Annotated in this window: 19 protein-coding genes; 6 read left to right on the top strand and 13 right to left on the bottom strand. The window is 74.9% G+C overall.

Going from position 1 to position 20479, the window contains the following annotated elements; genetic code table 11:
* Positions 1-54 precede the first annotated feature (54 nt).
* The 4 genes from sucB to IF129_RS01920 form a co-directional block, all read right to left on the bottom strand.
* Complete coding sequence (gene sucB, locus IF129_RS01935) at positions 55-1827, bottom strand: 2-oxoglutarate dehydrogenase, E2 component, dihydrolipoamide succinyltransferase (RefSeq protein ID WP_191207624.1); 1773 nt, start codon at positions 1825-1827, stop codon at positions 55-57.
* 51 nt (positions 1828-1878) lie between these two features.
* Positions 1879-3267 carry a dihydrolipoyl dehydrogenase gene (lpdA, locus tag IF129_RS01930; RefSeq protein ID WP_191207623.1) on the bottom strand — a complete coding sequence of 463 codons (1389 nt, stop codon included), beginning with the start codon at positions 3265-3267 and terminating at the stop codon, positions 1879-1881.
* A gap of 422 nt (positions 3268-3689) precedes the next feature.
* The gene (locus tag IF129_RS01925; protein WP_191207622.1) at positions 3690-5306 is read right to left on the bottom strand and encodes a leucyl aminopeptidase; all 1617 of its coding nucleotides are present in this window, start codon (positions 5304-5306) and stop codon (positions 3690-3692) included.
* Between the two features lie 147 nt (positions 5307-5453).
* Complete coding sequence (locus tag IF129_RS01920) at positions 5454-6263, bottom strand: adenosylcobinamide-GDP ribazoletransferase (RefSeq protein WP_191207621.1); 810 nt, start codon at positions 6261-6263, stop codon at positions 5454-5456.
* 43 nt (positions 6264-6306) lie between these two features.
* On the opposite strand from IF129_RS01920, the gene IF129_RS01915 reads away from it, so the two are divergent.
* Entirely contained in the window at positions 6307-7047 is a 741-nt protein-coding gene (locus IF129_RS01915; RefSeq protein ID WP_191207620.1) for a hypothetical protein, read from the top strand.
* A gap of 44 nt (positions 7048-7091) precedes the next feature.
* Here the strand turns inward: IF129_RS01915 and cobT are convergent, their stop codons facing one another.
* A complete protein-coding gene (cobT, locus tag IF129_RS01910) occupies positions 7092-8201 on the bottom strand; it encodes a nicotinate-nucleotide--dimethylbenzimidazole phosphoribosyltransferase (protein WP_191207619.1) in 1110 nt (369 codons plus the stop codon).
* A 54-nt stretch (positions 8202-8255) separates the two neighbouring features.
* Complete coding sequence (locus IF129_RS01905; RefSeq protein WP_191207618.1) at positions 8256-9461, bottom strand: bifunctional adenosylcobinamide kinase/adenosylcobinamide-phosphate guanylyltransferase; 1206 nt, start codon at positions 9459-9461, stop codon at positions 8256-8258.
* 152 nt (positions 9462-9613) lie between these two features.
* On the opposite strand from IF129_RS01905, the gene IF129_RS01900 reads away from it, so the two are divergent.
* Positions 9614-9823, top strand: coding sequence for a hypothetical protein (locus IF129_RS01900; protein WP_191207617.1), 210 nt, complete (start codon positions 9614-9616; stop codon positions 9821-9823).
* 51 nt (positions 9824-9874) lie between these two features.
* Here the strand turns inward: IF129_RS01900 and IF129_RS01895 are convergent, their stop codons facing one another.
* From IF129_RS01895 to IF129_RS01885, 3 genes are all read right to left on the bottom strand, one after another.
* Positions 9875-10990 (bottom strand): S1C family serine protease, encoded by a 1116-nt coding sequence (locus IF129_RS01895; protein ID WP_191207616.1) that lies wholly within the window; start codon positions 10988-10990, stop codon positions 9875-9877.
* A 178-nt stretch (positions 10991-11168) separates the two neighbouring features.
* Complete coding sequence (pspAA, locus tag IF129_RS01890; RefSeq protein ID WP_191207615.1) at positions 11169-11450, bottom strand: PspA-associated protein PspAA; 282 nt, start codon at positions 11448-11450, stop codon at positions 11169-11171.
* 31 nt (positions 11451-11481) lie between these two features.
* The gene (locus IF129_RS01885) at positions 11482-12267 is read right to left on the bottom strand and encodes a PspA/IM30 family protein (RefSeq protein ID WP_191208224.1); all 786 of its coding nucleotides are present in this window, start codon (positions 12265-12267) and stop codon (positions 11482-11484) included.
* Between the two features lie 295 nt (positions 12268-12562).
* Between IF129_RS01885 and IF129_RS01880 the strand changes: the two genes are divergently transcribed.
* Together IF129_RS01880 and IF129_RS01875 are read left to right on the top strand one after the other, a co-directional pair.
* Entirely contained in the window at positions 12563-13162 is a 600-nt protein-coding gene (locus IF129_RS01880) for a DUF3043 domain-containing protein (RefSeq protein ID WP_318153492.1), read from the top strand.
* Positions 13162-13968, top strand: a complete 807-nt coding sequence (locus tag IF129_RS01875; RefSeq protein ID WP_191207614.1) for a class I SAM-dependent methyltransferase — start codon at positions 13162-13164, stop codon at positions 13966-13968. Before IF129_RS01880 ends, IF129_RS01875 begins: the two co-directional genes overlap by 1 nt.
* Before the next feature lie 107 nt (positions 13969-14075).
* Here the strand turns inward: IF129_RS01875 and nadA are convergent, their stop codons facing one another.
* Positions 14076-15254: a quinolinate synthase NadA gene (gene nadA / locus IF129_RS01870; protein WP_191207613.1), complete on the bottom strand. Its 1179-nt coding sequence runs from the start codon at positions 15252-15254 to the stop codon at positions 14076-14078.
* Between the two features lie 353 nt (positions 15255-15607).
* Here nadA and IF129_RS01865 point away from each other — a divergent pair, with 353 nt between their 5' ends.
* Entirely contained in the window at positions 15608-15964 is a 357-nt protein-coding gene (locus IF129_RS01865; protein ID WP_191207612.1) for a HesB/IscA family protein, read from the top strand.
* Positions 15965-16076: 112 nt separating this feature from the next.
* Here IF129_RS01865 and IF129_RS01860 read toward each other — a convergent pair whose 3' ends face one another.
* Together IF129_RS01860 and IF129_RS01855 are read right to left on the bottom strand one after the other, a co-directional pair.
* On the bottom strand, positions 16077-17540 hold the full coding sequence (locus IF129_RS01860) for a hypothetical protein (protein ID WP_191207611.1): 1464 nt from the start codon (positions 17538-17540) through the stop codon (positions 16077-16079).
* An 89-nt stretch (positions 17541-17629) separates the two neighbouring features.
* The gene (locus IF129_RS01855; RefSeq protein WP_191207610.1) at positions 17630-17845 is read right to left on the bottom strand and encodes a hypothetical protein; all 216 of its coding nucleotides are present in this window, start codon (positions 17843-17845) and stop codon (positions 17630-17632) included.
* 147 nt (positions 17846-17992) lie between these two features.
* Between IF129_RS01855 and IF129_RS01850 the strand changes: the two genes are divergently transcribed.
* Complete coding sequence (locus IF129_RS01850) at positions 17993-18967, top strand: carbohydrate kinase family protein (protein WP_191207609.1); 975 nt, start codon at positions 17993-17995, stop codon at positions 18965-18967.
* 29 nt (positions 18968-18996) lie between these two features.
* Here the strand turns inward: IF129_RS01850 and IF129_RS01845 are convergent, their stop codons facing one another.
* Positions 18997-20430: a cysteine desulfurase/sulfurtransferase TusA family protein gene (locus IF129_RS01845; protein ID WP_191207608.1), complete on the bottom strand. Its 1434-nt coding sequence runs from the start codon at positions 20428-20430 to the stop codon at positions 18997-18999.
* Between the last annotated feature and the right edge of the window lie 49 nt (positions 20431-20479).

Genomic DNA, 20479 nt, shown 5'->3' with positions numbered 1-20479 from the left:
CGACGGCGGCCCGCCCCGAGGTGTTCGGGACGGGCCGCCGGTGGTGCGGGAGGGTCAGAGGCCGAGCTCGCCCTCGAACTCCCCGGCCTCCAGGCGGGCCTTGACGTCCGCCAGGTAGCGGGCCGCGTCGGCACCGTCGACCAGCTGGTGGTCGTAGGAGAGCGTCAGGTAGGCCATGTCGCGGATCGCGATGGTCTCGCCCAGCTCCGGGTGGTTCACGACGACCGGACGGCGCACGGTCGCGCCGATGCCCAGCTCCGCGACCTGCGGGTAGTTCACGATGATCGTGTCGAACAGCGCACCGCGCGAGCCGGTGTTGCTGATCGTGAACGTGCCGCCGGACATGTCGTCCGGGCTCAGGCCGCCGCCGCGCACCTTGCCGGCCAGCTCGGACGTCCGCTTGGCGATGCCCGCCAGGCTCAGGTCGCCCGCGCCCTTGATGACGGGGACCATGAGGCCCTTCTCCGAGTCCACCGCGATCCCGACGTTCTCGACGTCGTGGTACGTGATGGTGCCGTCGTCGTTGATCTTGGCGTTGACGGCCGGGTGGACCTTCAGCGCCTCGGCGGCGGCCTTCACGAAGAAAGGCATCGGCGAGAGCTTCACGCCCTCACGGGCCAGGAAGGACTCCTTCGCCCGGGCGCGGAGCCGCATGATCCGCGTGACGTCGACCTCGACCACGGTGGAGAGCTGCGCCTGGTTGTGCAGCGCCTTCATCATGTTCTCGGCGATGACCTTGCGGATGCGGGACATCTTCACGGTCTGCCCGCGCAGCTCGGACGGCTGGGCCGCCGGGGCCTTCGGCGCGGACGGGGCCGCCGCGGCCGGAGCCTGGGCCTTGGCCGCCTCGGCCGCCGCGAGGACGTCCTGCTTGCGGATCCGGCCGCCGACGCCGCTGCCCTTCACCGTGGACAGGTCCACGTGGTGCTCGCCCGCGAGCTTGCGCACGAGCGGGGTGACGTAGGCGCCGCCGTCACCGGCCGAGGAGGCCGGGGCGGGCTGTGCCGGGGCGGCCGGGGCCTGGGCGGGCTGCGGGGCCGGTGCGGGGGCCTCCTGAGCCGGGGCCGCGGCGGGCTCCGGCCGGGCCTGCGGCGCCGGGGCGGGCTCGGGCTTCGCCTCGGGCTGCGGCTCCGGCTTCGCCTCGGGCTGCGCCGGGGCCGGGGCCTCGGCCTGGGGCTGCGCGGCGGGGGCCGCGCCCTTCTCGCCGATCACGGCGAGCTTGGCGCCGACCTCGGCCGACTCGTCCTCGCCGACCAGGATCTCCAGCAGCGTGCCGGCGGCCGGGGCGGGGATCTCGGTGTCGACCTTGTCGGTCGAGACCTCCAGCAGCGGCTCGTCGGCCTCGACGTCGTCGCCGACCTCCTTCAGCCACCGCGTGACGGTGCCCTCGGTGACGGACTCGCCCAGCGCGGGCAGCACCACGTCGGTGCCGGACGCGCCGCCACCGGCGGGGGCGGCGGCCGGCTCCGGGGCGGGCTGCTCGGCGGCCTGCTGCTGGGCGGGCTCCGGCTCGGGCTGGGCCTGCTGCTGCTCGGGCTGGGCCTGCTCCTGTGCGGGCTGCTCCTGCGCCGGGGCGGAGCCGCCGCCGGAGCCGTCGTCGATGACGGCCAGCTCGGCGCCGACCTCCACCGTCTCGTCCTCGGCGACCTTGATGGAGGACAGCACACCGGCGGCCGGGGCGGGGATCTCGGTGTCGACCTTGTCGGTCGAGACCTCGAGCAGCGGCTCGTCGGCCTCGACGGTCTCACCCTCGGCCTTGAGCCAACGGGTGACGGTGCCCTCGGTGACGCTCTCGCCGAGCGCCGGAAGGGTTACGGAAACCGGCATGGTTTCGGTTGCTCCTAACGAAAGGTACGGATGTGGGTCGCGCCCGACAGGTCAGTCATGGGAGTGCAGCGGCTTCCCGGCCAGCGCCAGGTGCGCCTCGCCGAGGGCCTCGTTCTGCGTGGGGTGGGCGTGGATGAGCTGCGCGACCTCGGCCGGCAGCGCCTCCCAGTTGTAGATCAGCTGGGCCTCGCCCACCTGCTCACCCATCCGGTCGCCGACCATGTGCACGCCGACCACGGCCCCGTCCCGCACCTGGACGAGCTTGATCTCGCCCTGCGTCTTGAGGATCTTGCTCTTGCCGTTGCCCCCGAGGTTGTACTTGAGGGTGACGACGGCGTCGGCGCCGTACTTCTCCTTGGCCTTCGCCTCGGTGAGGCCGACCGAGGCGACCTCGGGGTGGCAGTAGGTGACGCGGGGGACGCCGTCGTAGTCGATCGGCACGACCTTCTGCCCGGCGAGCCGCTCGGCGACGAGGATGCCCTCGGCGAAGCCGACGTGCGCGAGCTGGAGGGTCGGGATGAGGTCACCGACGGCCGAGATCGACGGCACGTTGGTCTGGCAGTACTCGTCGGCCAGGACGTAGCCGCGGTCCATCGCGACCCCGGCCTCCTCGTAGCCCAGGCCCTGCGAGACGGGCCCGCGGCCGATGGCCACGAGCAGCACCTCGGCCTCGAACTCCTTGCCGTTGGCCAGGGTGACCTTGACGCCGCCGTCGGTGTACTCGGCCTTCTCGAAGAACGAGCCGAGCGAGGACTTGATGCCCCGCTTGCGGAAGGCGCGCTCCAGCAGCTTGGAGCTGTTCTCGTCCTCCAGCGGGACGAGGTGCGGCAGGCCCTCGACGACGGTGACCTCCGCGCCGAAGGACTTCCACACCGACGCGAACTCGACGCCGATGACGCCGCCGCCCAGGATGATCGCCGACTTCGGCACCCGGTCCATCACCAGCGCGTGGTCGGAGGAGATGACGCGGTCACCGTCGATGGTGAGCCCCGGCAGCGACTTCGGCGCCGAGCCGGTGGCCAGCAGGATGTGCCGACCCTCGTAGCGCTGGCCGTTCACGTCCACGGAGGTGGGGGAGGACAGCCGCCCCTCGCCCTCCACATAGGTGATCTTGCGGGAGGCGATCAGACCCTGGAGGCCCTTGTAGAGCCCTGAGATCACGCCGTCCTTGTACTTGTGGACACCGGCCATGTCGATGCCCTCGAGCGAGGTCTTCACACCGAACTCGGCGCCTTCGCGAGCCTGGTCGGCCAGCTCGCCGGCGTGCAGCAGCGCCTTGGTGGGGATACATCCGTAGTGCAGGCAGGTGCCGCCGACCTTGTCCTTCTCGATCAGAGCGACGTCGAGACCCAGCTGCGAAGCGCGCAGGGCGGCGGCGTAGCCGCCGCTCCCGCCACCGAGGATCACTAGGTCGAAAACGGTGCTGGCGTCGTTCGCCACGTCACGTCCTCCATGCATGGGTGCGCCGGAGCCGGTCGACTGTGACCGGGCGGCTGTGCGTTCGGCCGCTGTACTGCTTCGGCCCTGTGGGTTGAGCGGGCCCCTGTCCTGCCGAGAACCCATCTTCGCACTTGTCGGGACCGGGCGGGACGCGGGGCCGGTGTGTGAGACGTCGGGAACGTCTCACACCGCCCCCGGCCTGCGCTCCAGCCTCCGTCCACCGGCACATCGGGCGGAGCTGATCGCTGAGGGCGAACACGGGCGCGGCCCGCTCCCCGGCCCGTCCGGCGCGCGGTCGCCCCCGGGCTCCGCACGCCCGGAGCCGGACGCGCGGGGGCCCTCCGCGCGGCTGTGGTGGCCGCGCGGAGGGCCCCCGCGTCACGTCCGGGACGCTCCGCGTCGTGCGGGGTGCGTCCGGCCGGTCAGCCCAGCTCGCCGTCGGCCGTGCGCTCGGCCAGCCGCACCAGCGTCCGGACCGCCGATCCGGTACCGCCCTTGGGCGTGTAGCCGAACGGCCCCGCCTCGTTGAAGGCCGGGCCGGCGATGTCCAGGTGCGCCCACGGCGTGCCGTCGGTGACGAACTCCTGCAGGAACAGGCCCGCCACCAGGCCGCCGCCCATGCGCTCGCCCATGTTGGCGATGTCGGCGACGGAGGAGTCCATGCCCTTGCGCAGCTCGGGCGGCAGGGGCATCTCCCAGGACTGCTCGCCGGCCTGGTCGGCCGTCTCGTGCACCTCGGCGCGGAAGGCGTCGTCGTTGGACATGACGCCGAACGTGCGGTTGCCGAGGGCCAGCACCATCGCGCCGGTCAGCGTCGCCACGTCCACCAGGGCGTCCGGGGACTCCTCGCAGGCGCGGGTCAGGGCGTCGGCCAGGACGAGCCGCCCCTCGGCGTCGGTGTTGAGCACCTCGACCGTCTTGCCGCTGTACATGGTCAGCACGTCGCCCGGGCGCATGGCGTCACCGGAGGGCATGTTCTCCGCGAGCGCCAGCCAGCCGGTGACGTTCACCTTGAGCCCCAGCCGTGCGGCGGCCACGACGGCGGAGAACACGGCGGCGGCGCCGCTCATGTCGCACTTCATCGTCTCGTTGTGACCGGCGGGCTTCAGCGAGATGCCGCCCGAGTCGTAGGTGATGCCCTTGCCGACGAGGGCGAGCGTCTTGGCCGCCTTCGCGTGGGTGTAGCTGAGCCGCACCAGGCGCGGCGGCCTGCCGGAGCCCTGGCCGACGCCCAGGATGCCGCCGTAGCCGCCCTTGGCGAGCGCCTTCTCGTCCAGGACCTCGACCTTCAGGCCGTGCTCCTTGGCGGCGTTCTGCGCGTGCGTGGCGAACGAGGCCGGGTGCAGGTCGTTCGGCGGGGTGTTGATCAGGTCCCGGGCGCGGGCGACCTCCTCCGCGAGCACGGCGGCCCGCTCGACGGCGGCCTTGTGGGCCTTGTCGCGCGGCTTGCCGCCGAGCAGCGTCACCTCGGCCAGCGGGGCGTTCGCCTCGTCCCGCGCGGAGTCCTTGGCCGACTTGCCGCCCTTGCCGGCCTTGGCACCGGACTTCGGGGCCTTCGCCGTGTTCTCGGTGTTCTCGGTGCCCCGGTAGGCGGTGAAGGAGTAGGCGCCCAGCAGCGCGCCCTCGGCGACCGCCGCGACCGCCTCGGCGCCGTCGGTGACGGGCAGGGCGAAGGCGGCTTTGCGCGTCCCGGTGAGCGCCCGGGCGGCGGCACCGGCGGCCCGGCGCAGCGTCTCGGGGGCGTAGCCGTCGCCCTCCACGGCGGGGTCGGCGGGGGCGGAACCGAGGCCCACGGCGAGCACCAGCGGCGCCTTCAGCCCGTCCGGCGCCGGGAGCTTGGTGGTCTCACCCTCGCCGCCGCTCGCGCCGAGCGTCTCCAGGACGGAGGCGAGCCGCCCGTCGAAGGCCTGGTCCACCGTCTCGGCACCCGGGGCGATGACCGGGGTGCCGGAGCCGTCGGCGCTTTTGGCGATACCGATGACGATGGCGTCCACGCGCGTCGTTGCGGCGGACGAGGTACTGAGGGTCAGAGCAGTCACGGTCCTGGCGATCCTGTTCGTCGGAGATTCGTGTGAATTCCCTGGGGGTCGGGTGACGTCGAGCCTACGCCTCACCCCGCCGCGCCGGGCGGGCGGCCGTGAACCGGCCGGGAAGCGCCGCCCTCCGCCCCGCCCCCGGACCCTCCGTCAGCCCAGCGCCAGGGTCAACAGCGCCGCGGTGGCGGCGCATTCGGCCAGCGCGCCGAAGACGTCACCGGTGACCCCGCCCAGCCGCCGTCGGCACCGCCGCAGCAACAGCTCGGCGGCGGCGAGGCCGACGAGCACGGCGGCGGCGCACCGCGACGCGGCCCCGAGCGCGGCGCCGCCGTCCCCGAGGTCGCCGAGCGCGCCGCCCGCGGCGGCCAGCGACGCCACCGCCGCGACGACGAGGGCGGCCCGCGCCCGGGGCACCGTTCCGGCCACCACGGCGCCCAGCCCCTCCGGTCGCGCCCCGGGCACCCCCCGCCGCGCGGCGAGCGTCAGGGCGGCGCGGGCGGCCGTGGCCGCCACGACGTAGCCCCAGGCGCCCGTCGGCCAGCTCCGCGCGTACAGCTCGGCGAGCACGGCGACCTGTCCCAGCAGCACCAGCAGCAGCGTGACGACCCCGAAGGGCCCGATGTCGGACCGCTTCATGACGGCCAGGGCGCCCTCGGCGTCCCGGCCGCTGCCCAGCCCGTCCGCCACGTCGGCCAGTCCGTCCAGGTGCAGCCCCCGCGTCAGCACGGCGGGGACGGCCACGGTGGCCACCGCCGCGGTGAGGGCTCCGGCGCCCAGCCCGAGCAGGGCCGCGCCCACGGCCCCGGCGGCCACGCCCACCACGACCCCGACGACCGGCGCCCACTGCATGCCCGCGCGGGCGGCGGCGCGGTCCCACCGCCGGACGGGGACGGGGAGCACGGTGAGGGTGCCGAAGGCGAATCGGAGTCCGTCCGTGGGACGCGGCGGTGTGTCGTTCATGGTCGGGACAGGCTAGCCGGGCGCGCCGTCGGACCCTGGGCCGATGGGTGAGTGGTGGAGCCGGGACATCGTGGACGCGGGCAAGCTGCCGCTGCTGCTGGCACTCGTCGCCTTCCTCGTGACGTTCCTCGTCACCCGCACGGTGACTCGGCTCATCCGGGCCGGTCACGGGCCCTTCCGCAACGTCGAGTCCGCCGGGGGCGTGCACATCCACCACGTCGTCCCGGGCGTGGTCCTCATGATGGTCGGCGGCTTCGGGGCGATGACCACCGCCCGTGAGCAGGAGATCGCACCGGTGCTCGCCGTGCTGTTCGGGGTGGGGGCCGGGCTCGTCCTGGACGAGTTCGCGCTGATCGTCTACCTGAGCGACGTCTACTGGACGGAGAACGGCCGCAAGAGCGTCGAGGCGGTCGTCCTCACCGCCGCGCTCCTCGGGCTGCTGCTCCTCGGCTACGCACCCTTCGGCACGGAGGAACTGACGCAGGAGCAGCGGGAGAACCGGGCGGAGCTGTTCTCCGTCGTCGGCGTCAACGTCCTGTGCGCGGCGGTCGCGCTGGTCAAGGGCCGGTTCGTGCTGGCGGTGCTGGGCGTGCTGGTCCCCTTCCTCGCGCTCTTCGCCGCGCTCCGCCTGGCCCGCCCCGAGTCGCCGTGGGCGCGGCGCGTGTACCGCCGTCGTCCGCGCGCCCTGGAGCGGGCGCGGCGGCGGGCCGCCCGGCACGACGCCCGGTGGGGCGCGCTCACGCGCCGCCTCCAGAACGCCCTCGGCGGCCGACCGTCCGCCTGACGCCTGACGCCTGACGCCTGACGCCGACGCCCGACGGCGGGGGGTCAGGTCGCGTCGAGCCCGGCGTCCGGCCCGGCGGGGGCGCCCACGGGCGCGTCGGCCGGGGCGTCGACGGGCAGTTCGGCGGCGAGCGCGGCGGCGGCCCGCACGAGCGGGAGCGCGAGCAGCGCCCCGGCGCCCTCGCCGACGGTCACGCCCTGGTCCAGCAGCGGGTCGAGCGCCATGCGGTCCAGGGCTCGGGCCTGGCCGGGCTCACCGCTGCGCTGCCCCGCCAGCCACCAGTCGGTGGCCCGGAACGCGACCCGCTGGGCGACCAGGGCGCAGGCGGCGGAGACGACGCCGTCGAGGATCACCGGCGTGCGGCGGACCGCCGACTGGAGCAGGAAGCCCGTCATCGCCGTGAGGTCCGCGCCGCCCGTGACGGCCAGCAGCCGCAGCGGGTCCCCCAGGGCGGGACGGGCGCGCCGCAGCCCGTCGCGGACGGCGGCGCACTTGCGCATCCACGCCAGGTCGTCGATCCCGGTGCCGCCCCGGCCGGTCACCACCGAGGCGTCCGTCCCGCACAGCGCGGCGACGAGGACGCCGGCGGCGGTCGTGCCGCCGACGCTCAGGTCGCCGAGCACGACGGCGTCGGTACCGGCGTCGGCCTCCTCGTCGGCGACGGCCATCCCCGCCCGGAACGCCCGCTCGGCCTCCTGCGCGGTGAGCGCGTCCTCGACGTCCAGCCGCCCGCTCCCGCGCCGGACCCGGTGGCGGGTCACCTCGGCGGGCAGCTCACCGGGGTCGCAGTCGAGCCCCATGTCGACGACCCGCACCGGCACGTCCGCCAGCCGGGCCAGGATCGCCGCCGCGCCGGTGCCGTCCAGCGCCGCCCGCACCAGCGTGTGGGCGGAGCCCGCCGGCCGGCCGGAGACCCCCAGCTCCGCGACGCCGTGGTCCCCGGCGAACACGACCATGCGGGGCCGCTCGACCGGGGCCACCGGCACCCGGCCCTGGGCCGCCGCGAGCCACACGCCGAGCTCGTCGAGCCGCCCGAGGGCGCCGCGCGGGGGCGCGGTGCGCAGCCGGCGCTCCTCCGCGTCCCGCCGGACGCCGCCGTCGGGCCGTTCGATGAGGTCGCCGAAGTCGTCCAGGTTGAGGCGGTCTTCGCTCATGGGGGCGAGGTTACCCGGCGCGGCGGACGCGTCGGCGGGCCCGGTGCCGGGGCGTCAGTCCGCACCCCGGAGCACGACCGCGTTCCCGGCGACGACGAGCAGGACGTGCTCGCACTCGGCGGCGAACGCGGCGTTCAGACGGCCCAGTTCGTCCCGGTACCGGCGGCCCGAGGCGGTCGCGGGGTGGACGCCCGATCCGACCTCGTTGCTCACGGCGACGACCGTGCGGGACGTCGCCCGCACCGCCCGCGTCAGCGCCTCGGTGCGCTCGGCGAGCCGGCGCGCGCCGCCGTTCTCCCACACGGTGTCGGACCAGGCGTCCACCGCGTCCATCGCGTGCGCCAACCACAGCGACAGGCAGTCGAGGAGCAGCGGCGGCCCGTCCTCGGCGAGCAGGGGCGTGAGGTCCCACGTCTCGACCGTGCGCCAGGACGCCGGGCGCCGCCGCCGGTGGGCGTCGACGCGCGCCGCCCAGTCCTCGTCGCCCTCCCGGGTGCCGCCGGTGGCGACGTAGACGACGTCCGGAGCCGCGGCCAGCCGCCGCTCCGCCTCCAGCGACTTCCCCGAGCGGGCCCCGCCCAGCACGAGCGTGCGGCGCGGCACGTCCGGCACGTCGTGGAAGGCGGCGGCGGCCAGCGTCGTGCCGTCCGGCTCGGCGCGGGTCCCGAGGGCGGCCAGCCGCCGGTGCAGCTCCGCCCCCGGGGGCACGGTGTGGTCCACGTGGACGGCCACGACGTCGGTCGCCGGTCCCACGGCGCCCGAGGCCCGCAGCCGGGCGAGGGCCTCGGGGCGGCCGAGGACGTCCAGCAGCACCAGGTCGTAGGGGGCCGGGGGCGCGCCCCCGCCCGCCGTGGCGGCGCCGGGCGGCAGGTAGAGCAGGCGCCGGCCGTCCGGGCCGGTGACGGCGTAGCCGGTGCCCGGTGTGTCCAGGGCGACGGCCCGCACGCGGTGCCCGCTGATCAGCGCGAGGTCCTGCCCGTCGGGGACGCGCACGGGCGCGGGCAGTCCGGCCGGCACCTCCATCGGGGGCCCGTCCTGCGGGTGGGACAGCAGGACCTGCCGGACGCCGTGCAGCGACCGGCCGGCGCGGGCGGCGGCGAACGCCGGGCCGGGCGTCAGGTCGATGAGCAGCGTGTCGTCCACCAGCACCGCGGTGGCGGCCCGCGCCCGGGGGCCGGTCGAGCTCGCGCACACGGCGCAGGGGCAGTGGGGGCGGGGGAGACCGGCCGGTGCGCCGGTGCCGAGCAGAGTGACGTCCACGCCTCGATCGTCTCGCGTCGGTCCGGGGACGGCACGGGGACCTCCGCCGTCGTCGTGCCGGGTTCGTCCGCCCGGCGGGGACTGCCCGCGTACGCTGCGGGCAGGATGCCCGTGATCTTCCGGCAATCTCCGAGCGCGCCCAGGAGGCGGACATGGCATGGACGTGGCAGTTCGAGACGGTCGACGGCAACCGGGTGGACCCACCGGTCGCCGTCGAGGACTTCTCCACCCAGGGCGACGCCGAGTCCTGGGTGGGAGAGACCTGGAAGGAGCTGCTGGACGGCGGCGTCGACCAGGTCCGGCTCCTGGAGGACGGCACCGAGGTCTACGGCCCCATGAGCCTGCACGCCGCCGCCGAGTAGCCGGGGGCGCCCGTCCGGGCTTCACGCGTCCCCGGCTCCCCGGCGGCGGCCTCACGCCTCCCCGAGGGTCACGGTGGCCCGCTCCCGGGCTCCGCCCCGGCGGACCGTGACGGCCACGCGGTCGCCGGGGCTGTGCCCGGCCAGGGCCTCCGCGAGGCCGACGACGTCGGTGATCTCGTCCTCGTCGACCCGCACGATGAGGTCCCCGGGGCGCAGCCCCGCCGCGTCCGCCGGCCCGTCCCCGGTCACGTCGACGACCGACACGCCCGCGGGCTGGAAGTCGTCACCCAGCACGGTGCGCACGGTGACGCCCAGCGCCGCCCTGTCGGGGTCGACGACCTCGCCGTGCCGGATCATCTGGCCCGCCAGGTCGCGCACCGTCGACGCCGGGATGGCGAAGCCGATCCCCGGCGCCGGAGCCGCGCCGAACTGCGGGTCGCGCGCCGCCAGCGTCGGGATGCCGATGACCCGGCCCGCGAGGTCGACGAGCGCGCCGCCGCTGTTGCCCGGGTTGATCGCGGCGGACGTCTGCACCATGTTCCCGATGGTGGCCCGCCCCTCGCCCTCGCTCACCGAGCGGCCCACCGCCGAGACGATGCCCTGGGTGACGCTGGAGGACAGGCCCAGCGGGTTGCCCATGGCCAGCACGATCTGCCCGACCCGCACCTTCGCCGAGTCCCCGAACACCGCCGGGTGCAGCGCGCGCGGGGGATCGGTCAGCCGGATGACGGCCAGGTCCTGGTCCTCGTAGGCGGCGACCAGCTCCGCCTTCAGCGGACGGCCGCCGGTGGCCAGACCGACCTCGAAGCTCCCGGCGTCCGCCACCACGTGGGCGTTGGTGACGATGTGGCCCTGATCGTCGTAGACCACGCCCGAGCCGAGCTGCTCCTCGGTGGTGATCTGGACGACGGACGGCAGGACGTCCCGCACGACGCGCTGGTAGCGCTCCTGGAGCGCGTCCGGATCCGTCGGGTCCGGCGGGTCCGGGCGTTCCGTGGACGCGCCGGGGGTGGACGGGGCGGGCGCGGGGGCACCGGAGGCACGGCGCGCCGAGGGGTCGCTCCCCTCGACGCCCGCGCAGCCCGCCAGCAGCGCACCCGTGCACAGCGCGGCGGCGCAGCGGACGACGGACCGGCGTGCGGGGGAGCGGACCAGGGCAACCGTCATGAGCGGATTGTCGCCTCGGCGCCCCCTCGCCCGCCCGGAGAGCGCGGCCGAACGGCGGGCCCGCCCCTCTTGCTCGGCCGTGGCCCCCCCGCGCACGCGAGGGCGCCGGGGCCACACCCCGGGAGGGGGTGGCCCCGGCGCCCTCGTCAGGGATGCCGGGTGCGCGCCGGGCGGCACGTCACGGGTTCGGGAACAGCCCGTCCTCGGTGAGCATCGCGCGGACCTCGTCGATCGTCGCCTCGCGTTCGGGGAGGATCAGCTCGGACGGCTCCAGCGCGTCGTCCGGCAGCGGTGTACCGAGCCGGTGGACGGCGTCGAGCAGACCCAGCAGCGTGCGGCGGAACCCCGCCTCGTCGCCGCTGTCGAGCTCCCGCTGCAACTCGTCGTCCAGCTTGTCCAACTCCGCCAGGTGGTTGTCGTCGAGCTTCACCTGGCCTTCCCCCATGATCCGTACGATCACGTCGCGCTCCTTCGTGCGGGGCCCGCGGCCGTCACTGCTTGTCGAACCGGGGGGCGTCCTGCTGGGACTGCCCCTGACCGGTGCCGGGGGCGCCGCCCTCGATGGCCTGCTGGCCACCGCCGGAGCCGCCCGACAGCTCGGCCTTCATCCGCTGGAGCTCCAGCTCCACGTCGGAGCCGCCGGAGATGCGGTCCAGCTCCGCGCTGATGTCGTCCTTGGCGGTGCCCGTCGGGTCGTCCAGCGCGCCCGACGCCAGCAGCTCGTCGATCGCGCCCGCCCGGGCCTGGAGCTGCGCCGTGCGGTCCTCCGCCCGCTGGACGGCCAGCCCGACGTCGCCCATCTCCTCCGAGATGCCGGTGAACGCCTCACCGATCCGCGTCTGCGCCTGGGCCGCCGTGTACGTGGCCTTGATCGTCTCCTTCTTCGTGCGGAAGGCGTCGACCTTCGCCTGGAGCCGCTGCGCCGCCAGGGTGAGCTTCTCCTCCTCGCCCTGCAGGGTCTGGTGCTGCGTCTCCAGGTCCGTGACCTGCTGCTGCAGCGCCGCCCTGCGGGTGAGCGCCTCTCGGGCCAGGTCCTCCCGGCCGAGCGACAGCGCCTTCCTGCTCTGCTCCTCCAGCTTCCCGGACTGCTGGTTCAGCTGGTTGAGCTGCAACTCCAGGCGCTTGCGTGACGTGGCCACGTCGGCCACGCCGCGGCGCACCTTCTGCAGCAGCTCCAACTGCTTCTGGTAGGAGTAGTCGAGCGTCTCGCGCGGGTCCTCGGCCCGGTCCAGGGCCTTGTTGGCCTTCGCGCGGAACAGCATCCCCATCCGCTTCATGACACCGCTCATGGGCCTCGCGCGCCCCCTTCGGACTGTTCGCCTCGGCATCCCTACAGAACCCACAGTACGGGCCCTGCTTCCATTACCGCACCGTGCGCGCCCCGATGCGCTCCTTCTCCGGGACGATCGTGGCGCCGGTGCCTCCCGCCAGGGGTGGAGACGCCCGAAAGGGGGTCGACCGTTGCGGCGGAGGCGAAAGATCCGCCCCGTCGCACCGGGGGAGGGTCACCGTTGCGGGATCGTTCCCCGTGCGGGTGGGGGACACACCCACGCACACCGTAGGCTGGGACACGTGTTCCGAAGCCGTTCCAAGGAAGCTCAGTCCCCGGCCACCGAGCCGGTCGAGGATCTGACCCCGCAGCGCGACCCGCAGGCGCCCAAGGGCCGTCCCACGCCCAAGCGGCGCGAGGCGCAGGCGCAGCGCCGCTCGATCTCCAAGCCGCCGGCCGACCGCAAGGAGGCCGCCAAGCGGGCCCGCGAGGCGCGCCGGGCCGACATGGCCCGGCAGCGCCAGGCGCTCGCCACCGGTGACGAGCGCTACCTCCCGCTGCGTGACCGGGGCCAGCCGCGCCGGTTCGCCCGCGACTTCATCGACTCCAAGTGGCACGTCGCGGAGTTCTTCCTGCCCATCGCCGTGCTCATCCTGATCCTGAGCATCGTGCCCAGCGTCCAGGCGAAGAACATCTCGCTGGTGCTGTGGATGGGCGTCATCGCGATGATCGTCGTCGACTCGGTGCTCACCGCGCGCCGCCTGAAGAAGGCCCTGCGGGAGCGCTTCCCCGACGAGAACCTGCGCGGCGTCACCATGTACGCCATCATGCGCACCCTCCAGATGCGGCGGATGCGGCTGCCCAAGCCGCAGATCGCCCGTGGCGAGTCGCCGCGCCGCTGATGGCCGTTCCCACTCAGGCGTTCGGTGCCGACGGACGTCTGCCCGGCGACGCCACGGCGCTGCGTGACCTCGTGGAACGCACGCTCGTCTCCCGCCGGCTCGACGCCGAGCTGGCGGCCCGCTTCCCGGTGGGCCGACGCCTGCGCGTGCTGGACGTGGGTGCCGGTGAGGGTGCGCAGACGCTGCGGCTGGCCCGTCTCGGCCACGAGGTCACCGGACTCGATCTCGACCCCCGCATGCTGCGGTCGGCCCGGGACGCGCTGGAGTGCGAGCCGCCGGGTGTGCGTCGGCGCGTGCGGCTCCTCACCGGGGACGCCCGGGCGACCGGCGCGCTGTTCCGGCCCGGGACGTTCGACGCCGTCCTGTGCCACGGCGTGCTCATGTACGTCGAGGAGCCGGGCCCGCTGCTGGCGGGACTGGCCCGGGTGCTGGCCGCCGGCGGTCTGCTGTCCCTGCTGGTGCGCAACGCCGACGCACTGGCCGTGGGGCCGGGGCTGGCGGGTGACTGGGCGGGCGCGCTGACCGCGTTCGACGATCCGCACTGCACCGACCACGTCGGCGTGGCGGCGCGGGCCGACCGGCTCGGTGCGCTGACGGCGGCCCTCGCCGGCACCGGGGTGCCCCTGCGGACCTGGTACGGCGTGGGGGTGTTCACCGGCCACCGGACGGAGCCCGGCCCCGCGCCGCACCGGCAGCCGTCGGAGGGGGAGCTGGAGCCGCTGCTGGCGGCGGAGGAGCGCGCGGGGGCCACCGACCCCTACCGGTCCGTCGCCCCGCTCCTCCACCTCTGCGCGACGCGCGACTGACCCGGCCCGCGGGTTCGGCGCGGCGCCGCACGCCCGGGTCCCGCACGCCGAGCCCCGGGTGGCTCCGCGCGGAGCCACCCGGCGCCGTCAGCGGCCGGTGGGGAGGGTCACGGCAGGGCGAGCATGCGCTCCAGCGCCAGCTTGGCGAACTTCTCCGTCTCGGGGTCGACCCGGATGCGGTTGACGACCGTGCCGGCCGCCAGCGACTCCAGCGCCCACACCAGGTGCGGCAGGTCGATGCGGTTCATCGTCGAGCAGAAGCACACCGTCTTGTCGAGGAAGGCGATCTCCTTGCCCTCGGCGGCGTAGCGGTCGGCCAGCCGCCGCACGAGGTTCAGCTCCGTGCCGATCGCCCACTTCGACCCGGCGGGCGCCGCGTCGAGGGTCTTGATGATGTACTCCGTCGAGCCGACGAAGTCGGCGGCGGCGACGACCTCGTGCTTGCACTCCGGGTGCACCAGCACGTTCACTCCGGGCATCCGCGCGCGCACGTCGTTGACCGAGTCCAGCGAGAACCGGCCGTGCACGGAGCAGTGGCCGCGCCACAGGATCATCTTCGCGGCGCGCAGTTCCTCGGTGCTCAGCCCGCCGTTCGGCCTGTGCGGGTTGTAGACGACGCAGTCCTCCAGGGACAGGCCCATGTCGCGCACGGCGGTGTTGCGCCCGAGGTGCTGGTCGGGCAGGAAGAGGACCTTCTCGCCGTTCTCGAAGGCCCAGTCCAGGGCGCGGCGGGCGTTGGAGGAGGTGCAGATCGTGCCGCCGTGCCGACCGGTGAACGCCTTGATGTCCGCCGAGGAGTTCATGTAGGAGACGGGCACGGTGACGTCGGCCACCCCGGCCTCGCCCAGCACGTCCCAGCACTCGGCGACCTGCTCCGCCGTGGCCATGTCGGCCATCGAGCAGCCGGCCGCCAGGTCGGGGAGGACGACCTGCTGGTCGTCGGAGGTGAGGATGTCGGCCGACTCGGCCATGAAGTGCACACCGCAGAAGACGATGTACTCCGCCTGCGGACGGGCGGCGGCGTCCTTGGCCAGCTTGAAGGAGTCGCCCGTGACGTCGGCGAACTGGATGACCTCGTCGCGCTGGTAGTGGTGGCCGAGCACGAAGACGCGCTCACCGAGCGCCTCCTTGGCCGCACGGGCGCGGGCCACCAGGTCGGGGTCCGAGGGTGCGGGGAGGTCGCCGGGGCACTCGACGCCGCGTTCGCTCCTGGGGTCGGCCTCCCGGCCGAGGAGCAGCAGGGCCAGCGGCGTGGGCTGGACGTCCAGCGGCTGTGCTGCGTTCACGTTGTTCACTCCTCTTGGCGAAACCGGGCGCCTCGGAAGCTGACGGCACGCACCCTTGGCTCAGAGCGGCCCCCGGGAGGGGGAGGCTCATGTCACTTCACCGTTTCTCGTCTATCTGACGTTATTATGATAGCTCCTTCGCGTCAGGGTGACGATGCCCGGCCCCGCGATGTGACGCACACCCCGCCCCGATCGGCGTCCGCTCCCCGCACGACCGTGACCGTCCCCCCTGCGGTGTGCGAGCATGAAGGCGGAATAAGCGGAACAAGAACGACCCCGGCACCGGAATGAATCCGGGGGCCCGCCTGTTCCCCAGGTGGCAGAGCAGTCCGTACAACCCGGGAGAGAAGCAGATGTCCGTATCGGACGAGACCGCTACGACGACTGACGGCATCATCCTGTCCGACGCCGCCGCGGCGAAGGTCAAGGGCCTGCTGGAGCAGGAGGGCCGGGACGATCTGGCGCTGCGCGTCGCTGTTCAGCCGGGTGGCTGCTCCGGTCTGCGGTACCAGCTCTTCTTCGACGAGCGCTCGCTCGACGGAGACGTCGTCAAGGACTTCGACGGGGTGAAGGTCGTGACCGACCGCATGAGCGCCCCCTACCTCGGCGGTGCCTCGATCGACTTCGTCGACACCATCGAGAAGCAGGGCTTCACCATCGACAACCCCAACGCCACCGGCTCCTGCGCCTGCGGCGACTCCTTCAGCTGAGCCCGAGCCGCACCGCGGCCGCGTCGGCAGGACACGAAGGGCGGTGCCCCTCCCACGGGAGGGGCACCGCCCTTCGTGCGTCCGCGCCCGCTCAAGGAGGGCGTCGGACGGCTCAGCGGCGCGGCACGGGATCACCCTCCGCGTCCACGACCCTCCGGTCCCCGACCGGCTTCTCCAGTGCGATGTCCACGCTCATCTCCTGGGCGAGCATGATGCACGGTCGTCCCGAGTCGTCCGGCTCCTCCGCCACGCTCACGCGCACCTCGCCGCCCGTCTCCCGCGCGACCCCGGAGTACGTGCCGCACACGCCCCCCGTGAAGCGCACGGTCAGCTCGCGGTCCGAGGCCGCGTAGGCATCCACCGCCAGGCCCGCCCGGGGCGGGTCGGCCGGTTCCGGGTCCGCCCGGCCGGGCTCGGCGGGCGTGGACGTGGCGTCGTCGGGGCGCCCCGGCGCGGCCGGATCGACGGGGGCCGCGTGCCCGGTGGTCACGTCCGCCGGGTCCAGCGCGGGGAAGGCGAGCGTGCGGCCGTCCCCGCCCCCCTCCGCGAGCCGGAACAGCCAGGACGGCACCAGCACCGTCCGCCCCCGCGAGAGCTGGGCACTCAGCCCGAACGTGGCGCCGGTGACGACCGGCTCCTCCTCGCCGCCCGGCGGTCGCACCGGCTGCGCGGGGCACGGCGCCGTGACGCAGTGGACGGTCGTGGGCACCCCGCGTGCGCTCATCACCCGGAGCGTCTCGGCGGCGTCCATGACCGGGTAGGTGGCCAGCGGCTCGGCGGCGCCCAGGTGCCCGGCCGCCCGGACCACCCGGCCGTCCGCCCCGACCGTGACCGTGGTCCGGCGGCCCTGTGTGGGCAGGTCCCGGACGGCCGGGTCGACGCCCACCGTGCGCAGCGACCCCGTCGTCTCCCCGGCGTCGGTGGCACCCCCGGCCACGCCGGCGGCCTCCAGGACGGGCGCGGCGATCTCCTCGGCCTCCTCCTTCGTGACCGGAGGGGTGATCGGCGCGGCGGGCGCCCTCCCGGGCCGGGCGTCACCGTCGAACGGCGGCGCATCCGGCTCCCGTCCGCCCTCGGGCGGCCCGCCCAGGTCGTCGCTCGGCGCCGCGTAGTGGACGAACGACCAGGCCGCCCCGTCGCTCGCCGCGACCCGCAGCGCGGGACCCATGCCGTCGGTGCCGTCGGCGGCGACCCACGCGCCGTCCTGCCGGCGCGGCTGCGCGGTGATGCCGAGCGCACGCGCCAGCGCGGTCACGGTCTCCTCGTCCGCGCTGTCGTCGGTGCGGTACACGGCCGCGCGGTCCGGCCCGTCGGGCAGGTCGCCCTCGGCGCGGTACGCGGGGACCCGCTCCGCCGACTCCCGCGCCGGGTAGGCGTCCAGCACCAGGGGATCGGCGTCGCCCGGCGCGGCGGCGTCCGGCGTCCCGCGCTCACCGCGCCCGCCGTCGCCGACGGCCACGAGGGTGCCGCCCCCGGCCAGCAGGACGGCGACCGTGACCGCGAGGGCGGCCAGCCGTCCGCGGCCGGGGCCGACCGGTGCGTCGTCCGCCCGCGGGCCCGTCTCCACCGTGCTCACCGCATCGCTCCTTCGGCGTCGCCGTCGTGCTGACGCGGATGGGACGGGGCGGGAGCGCTTCCGGTTCCGTGCACGTGTCGTGCCGGGGGTCAGTCCCCGTAGTCGGACATGCCCTCCACGAGTCGGGTGGACCGGTCGGGCACCCGGACGCCGTGCAGCGGCTCGGCCGCCGCACGGGTGCGGACGGACGCCTTGGTGCCGGAGGTCCAGCGCCCGGCCATGCGGGCGCAGTCGCCGCGCAGCTCGTCGAGGGATTCCGGCTCGGGGGAGCCGGTGGTCGTGGAGGCACCGCTGTCGTGGGTCATGGGTCGACGTTAGCGAGGGATCCACCGCCGAGTAAGACCTACTTTCGGGTAGTAACCGCCGGTAGGTACACGTGCCGCGATGTTCGCTCGAACGGGTAGCGTGAGTCTGCCGTCCTTACGCCTCCGCCCCGACAGGAGCAGCCCGCCGTGCGCATCGCCGTCTCCGGTTCCATCGCCACCGATCACCTGATGACGTTCCCCGGCCGCTTCGCGGACCAGCTGGTCGCGGACCAGCTGCACACCGTCTCGCTGTCGTTCCTCGTCGACACCCTCGACGTGCGCCGGGGCGGCGTCGCCGCCAACATCTGCTTCGGCATGGGCCAGCTCGGGGCCCGCCCGGTGCTCGTCGGCGCCGCCGGAGGGGACTTCGCCGAGTACCGCTCCTGGCTGGACCGGCACGGCGTCGACACCGGCTCCGTGCGCATCTCCGACGTGCTGCACACCGCCCGGTTCGTCTGCACCACCGACACGGACCACAACCAGATCGGCTCCTTCTACACCGGGGCGATGAGCGAGGCCCGCCTCATCGAGCTCCAGTCCGTGGTCGACCGGGTCGGTGCGCTGGACCTCGTGCACATCGGCGCGGACGACCCCGAGGCGATGTTCCGGCACACCGAGGAGTGCCGCAGCCGGGACATCCCCTTCGCCGCCGACTACTCGCAGCAGCTCGCCCGGATGGAGGGCGAGGAGATCCGCGACCTCACCGACGGCGCCGCCTACCTCTTCGCCAACGAGTACGAGACGGCGCTCATCGAGCGGAAGACGGGCTGGTCGGCGGACGAGGTGCTGTCCCGCGTCGGCACCCGCGTCACCACGCTCGGCGCGCGCGGGGTGCGGATCGAGCGCGCGGGCGAGCCCGTGATCGAGGTCGGCTGCCCGGAGGAAGAGAAGAAGGCCGACCCGACGGGCGTGGGCGACGCCTTCCGCGCCGGCTTCCTCTCCGGCCTCGCCTGGGGCGTCAGCCTGGAGCGGTCGGCCCAGGTCGGCTGCATGCTCGCGACGCTCGTCATCGAGACCGTCGGCACGCAGGAGTACGCCCTCAGCCGCAGCCACTTCATGGAGCGTTTCACCAAGGCCTACGGGGCGGACGCCGCCGCCGAGGTCCAGGCCCACATCCGCTGACGCCGGCCGGTCCGCCCGGTCCGCCGTTGCTAGCGGCGGCGGACCCGGTAGGCCGTGCCCTCGGCGCCCAGGTACTCCTGGTCCCGCATGTGGCACCAGGCGGGGATGTCCAGGCCGGCGGCCTCGTCGTCCGAGAGCACGGTGACCACGCCGCCGACCGGCACCCGGTCGATGACCTTCGCCAGCTCGATCACCGGGATCGGGCAGCGCTTGCCGAGCGCGTCCACCGTGAGGGAGTCCGCTTCGCCGTGCGCCCGCTCCGGCCCGGCCTCGTGGGGCGCGAGGTGGCCCCGCACCGAGCGGACGACCCCGGGCAGGGCGTCGAGGAAGGCGTCCACCTCCCGTGCCGTCGTCCCCCGGGGGAGTGAGAGCCGGACGTTCCCCTCCGACAGCACGCCCATGGCCCGCAGCACGTGGCTGGGCGTCAGGGTGCTGGACGTGCACGAGGACCCGGAGGAGACGGAGAACCCGACGGCGTCGAGCGCGTGGAGCAGCGCCTCCCCGTCGGCGTAGAGGCAGGAGAAGGTGACGAGGTGGGGCAGCCGCCGCAGCGGGTCGCCGACCACCTCGACGTCCGGCACCGCCTCCGGCACGACCCGCCGGACGCGGTCCACCAGCGGACGCAGCCGCTCGGCCTCGGCCGCCGCCTCGGCCTGGACGGCCCGCAGGGACGCGGCGGCGGCGACGATCGCCGGCAGGTTCTCGAAGCCGGGCGAGCGACCCGACTCGCGTTCGTCACCCGGGCCCTGCGGCGCGAAGCGGACGCCCTTGCGCACCGCGAGCAGCCCCACCCCGCTCGGCCCGCCCCACTTGTGGGCGCTGGCCGCCAGCATCGACCACTCCCCGCCGACCTGACCCCACGGCAGGGACTGGGCGGCGTCGACGAGCAGCGGTACGCCCGCCTCGCGGCAGGCGGCGGCCACGTCCCCGACCGGCTGCACGGTCCCCACCTCGTGGTTGGCGGACTGGAGGCAGGCCAGCGCGGTGGCCCCGCCGCCGGACGCCGGCCCCCCGGCGGTGCCGCGGCCCTCCGACGGAGCAGTGGGGCCACCCGTGCGGAGCAATTCCGCGAACTCCTCGGCCACGACGCGCCCGGTGCGGTCGACCGGCACCTCGGCGACCGTGCCGCCCGCCGCCTCGTGGTGGGCGGCGGCGTGCAGCACCGCCGAGTGCTCGACCGCCGAGACCACCAGGTGCCGGCCCACCCGGCGCCGTCCGGCCAACGCGCCGGCGACGGCGGTGTGCAGCGCGTGCGTGCCCGAAGGGGTGAAGACCAGCTCGTCGGGACGGCAGCCCACGGCCTCGGCGGCCGTCTCGCGGGCGGCGTCCAGCAGCAGACGCGCCCGGCGTCCCTCGCGGTGCAGCCGGGCCGGGTCGGCCCAGCCCTCGTCCAGCGCGGCCAGCAGGGCCTGCCGGGCCAGGGGGTGCAGGGGGGCGGCGGAGGCGGCGTCGAAGTAGGGCACAGGGGAACGCTAGCGCGTCCCGGCGCGGCCTCCGCGCTCCGGCGGACCG

This window comes from Streptomyces chumphonensis, from assembly GCF_014779715.1.
Classification (GTDB): domain Bacteria; phylum Actinomycetota; class Actinomycetes; order Streptomycetales; family Streptomycetaceae; genus Streptomyces; species Streptomyces chumphonensis.
The sequence above is the reverse complement of the archived record's forward strand: the minus strand, read 5'-3'. Positions and strand labels throughout refer to the sequence as shown.

Bases quoted from the DNA above. Each gene is read 5' to 3' on its own strand.
- sucB (WP_191207624.1), bottom strand. From the start codon at position 1,827: ATGCCGGTTTCCGTAACCCTTCCGGCGCTCGGCGAGAGCGTCACCGAG.
- IF129_RS01895 (WP_191207616.1), bottom strand. From the start codon at position 10,990: ATGACGGTTGCCCTGGTCCGCTCCCCCGCACGCCGGTCCGTCGTCCGC.
- IF129_RS01885 (WP_191208224.1), bottom strand. From the start codon at position 12,267: ATGAAGCGGATGGGGATGCTGTTCCGCGCGAAGGCCAACAAGGCCCTG.
- IF129_RS01855 (WP_191207610.1), bottom strand. From the start codon at position 17,845: ATGACCCACGACAGCGGTGCCTCCACGACCACCGGCTCCCCCGAGCCG.
- IF129_RS01920 (WP_191207621.1), bottom strand. From the start codon at position 6,263: ATGAACGACACACCGCCGCGTCCCACGGACGGACTCCGATTCGCCTTC.
- IF129_RS01865 (WP_191207612.1), top strand. From the start codon at position 15,608: ATGTCCGTATCGGACGAGACCGCTACGACGACTGACGGCATCATCCTG.
- IF129_RS01915 (WP_191207620.1), top strand. From the start codon at position 6,307: ATGGGTGAGTGGTGGAGCCGGGACATCGTGGACGCGGGCAAGCTGCCG.
- cobT (WP_191207619.1), bottom strand. From the start codon at position 8,201: ATGAGCGAAGACCGCCTCAACCTGGACGACTTCGGCGACCTCATCGAA.
- IF129_RS01900 (WP_191207617.1), top strand. From the start codon at position 9,614: ATGGCATGGACGTGGCAGTTCGAGACGGTCGACGGCAACCGGGTGGAC.
- IF129_RS01875 (WP_191207614.1), top strand. From the start codon at position 13,162: ATGGCCGTTCCCACTCAGGCGTTCGGTGCCGACGGACGTCTGCCCGGC.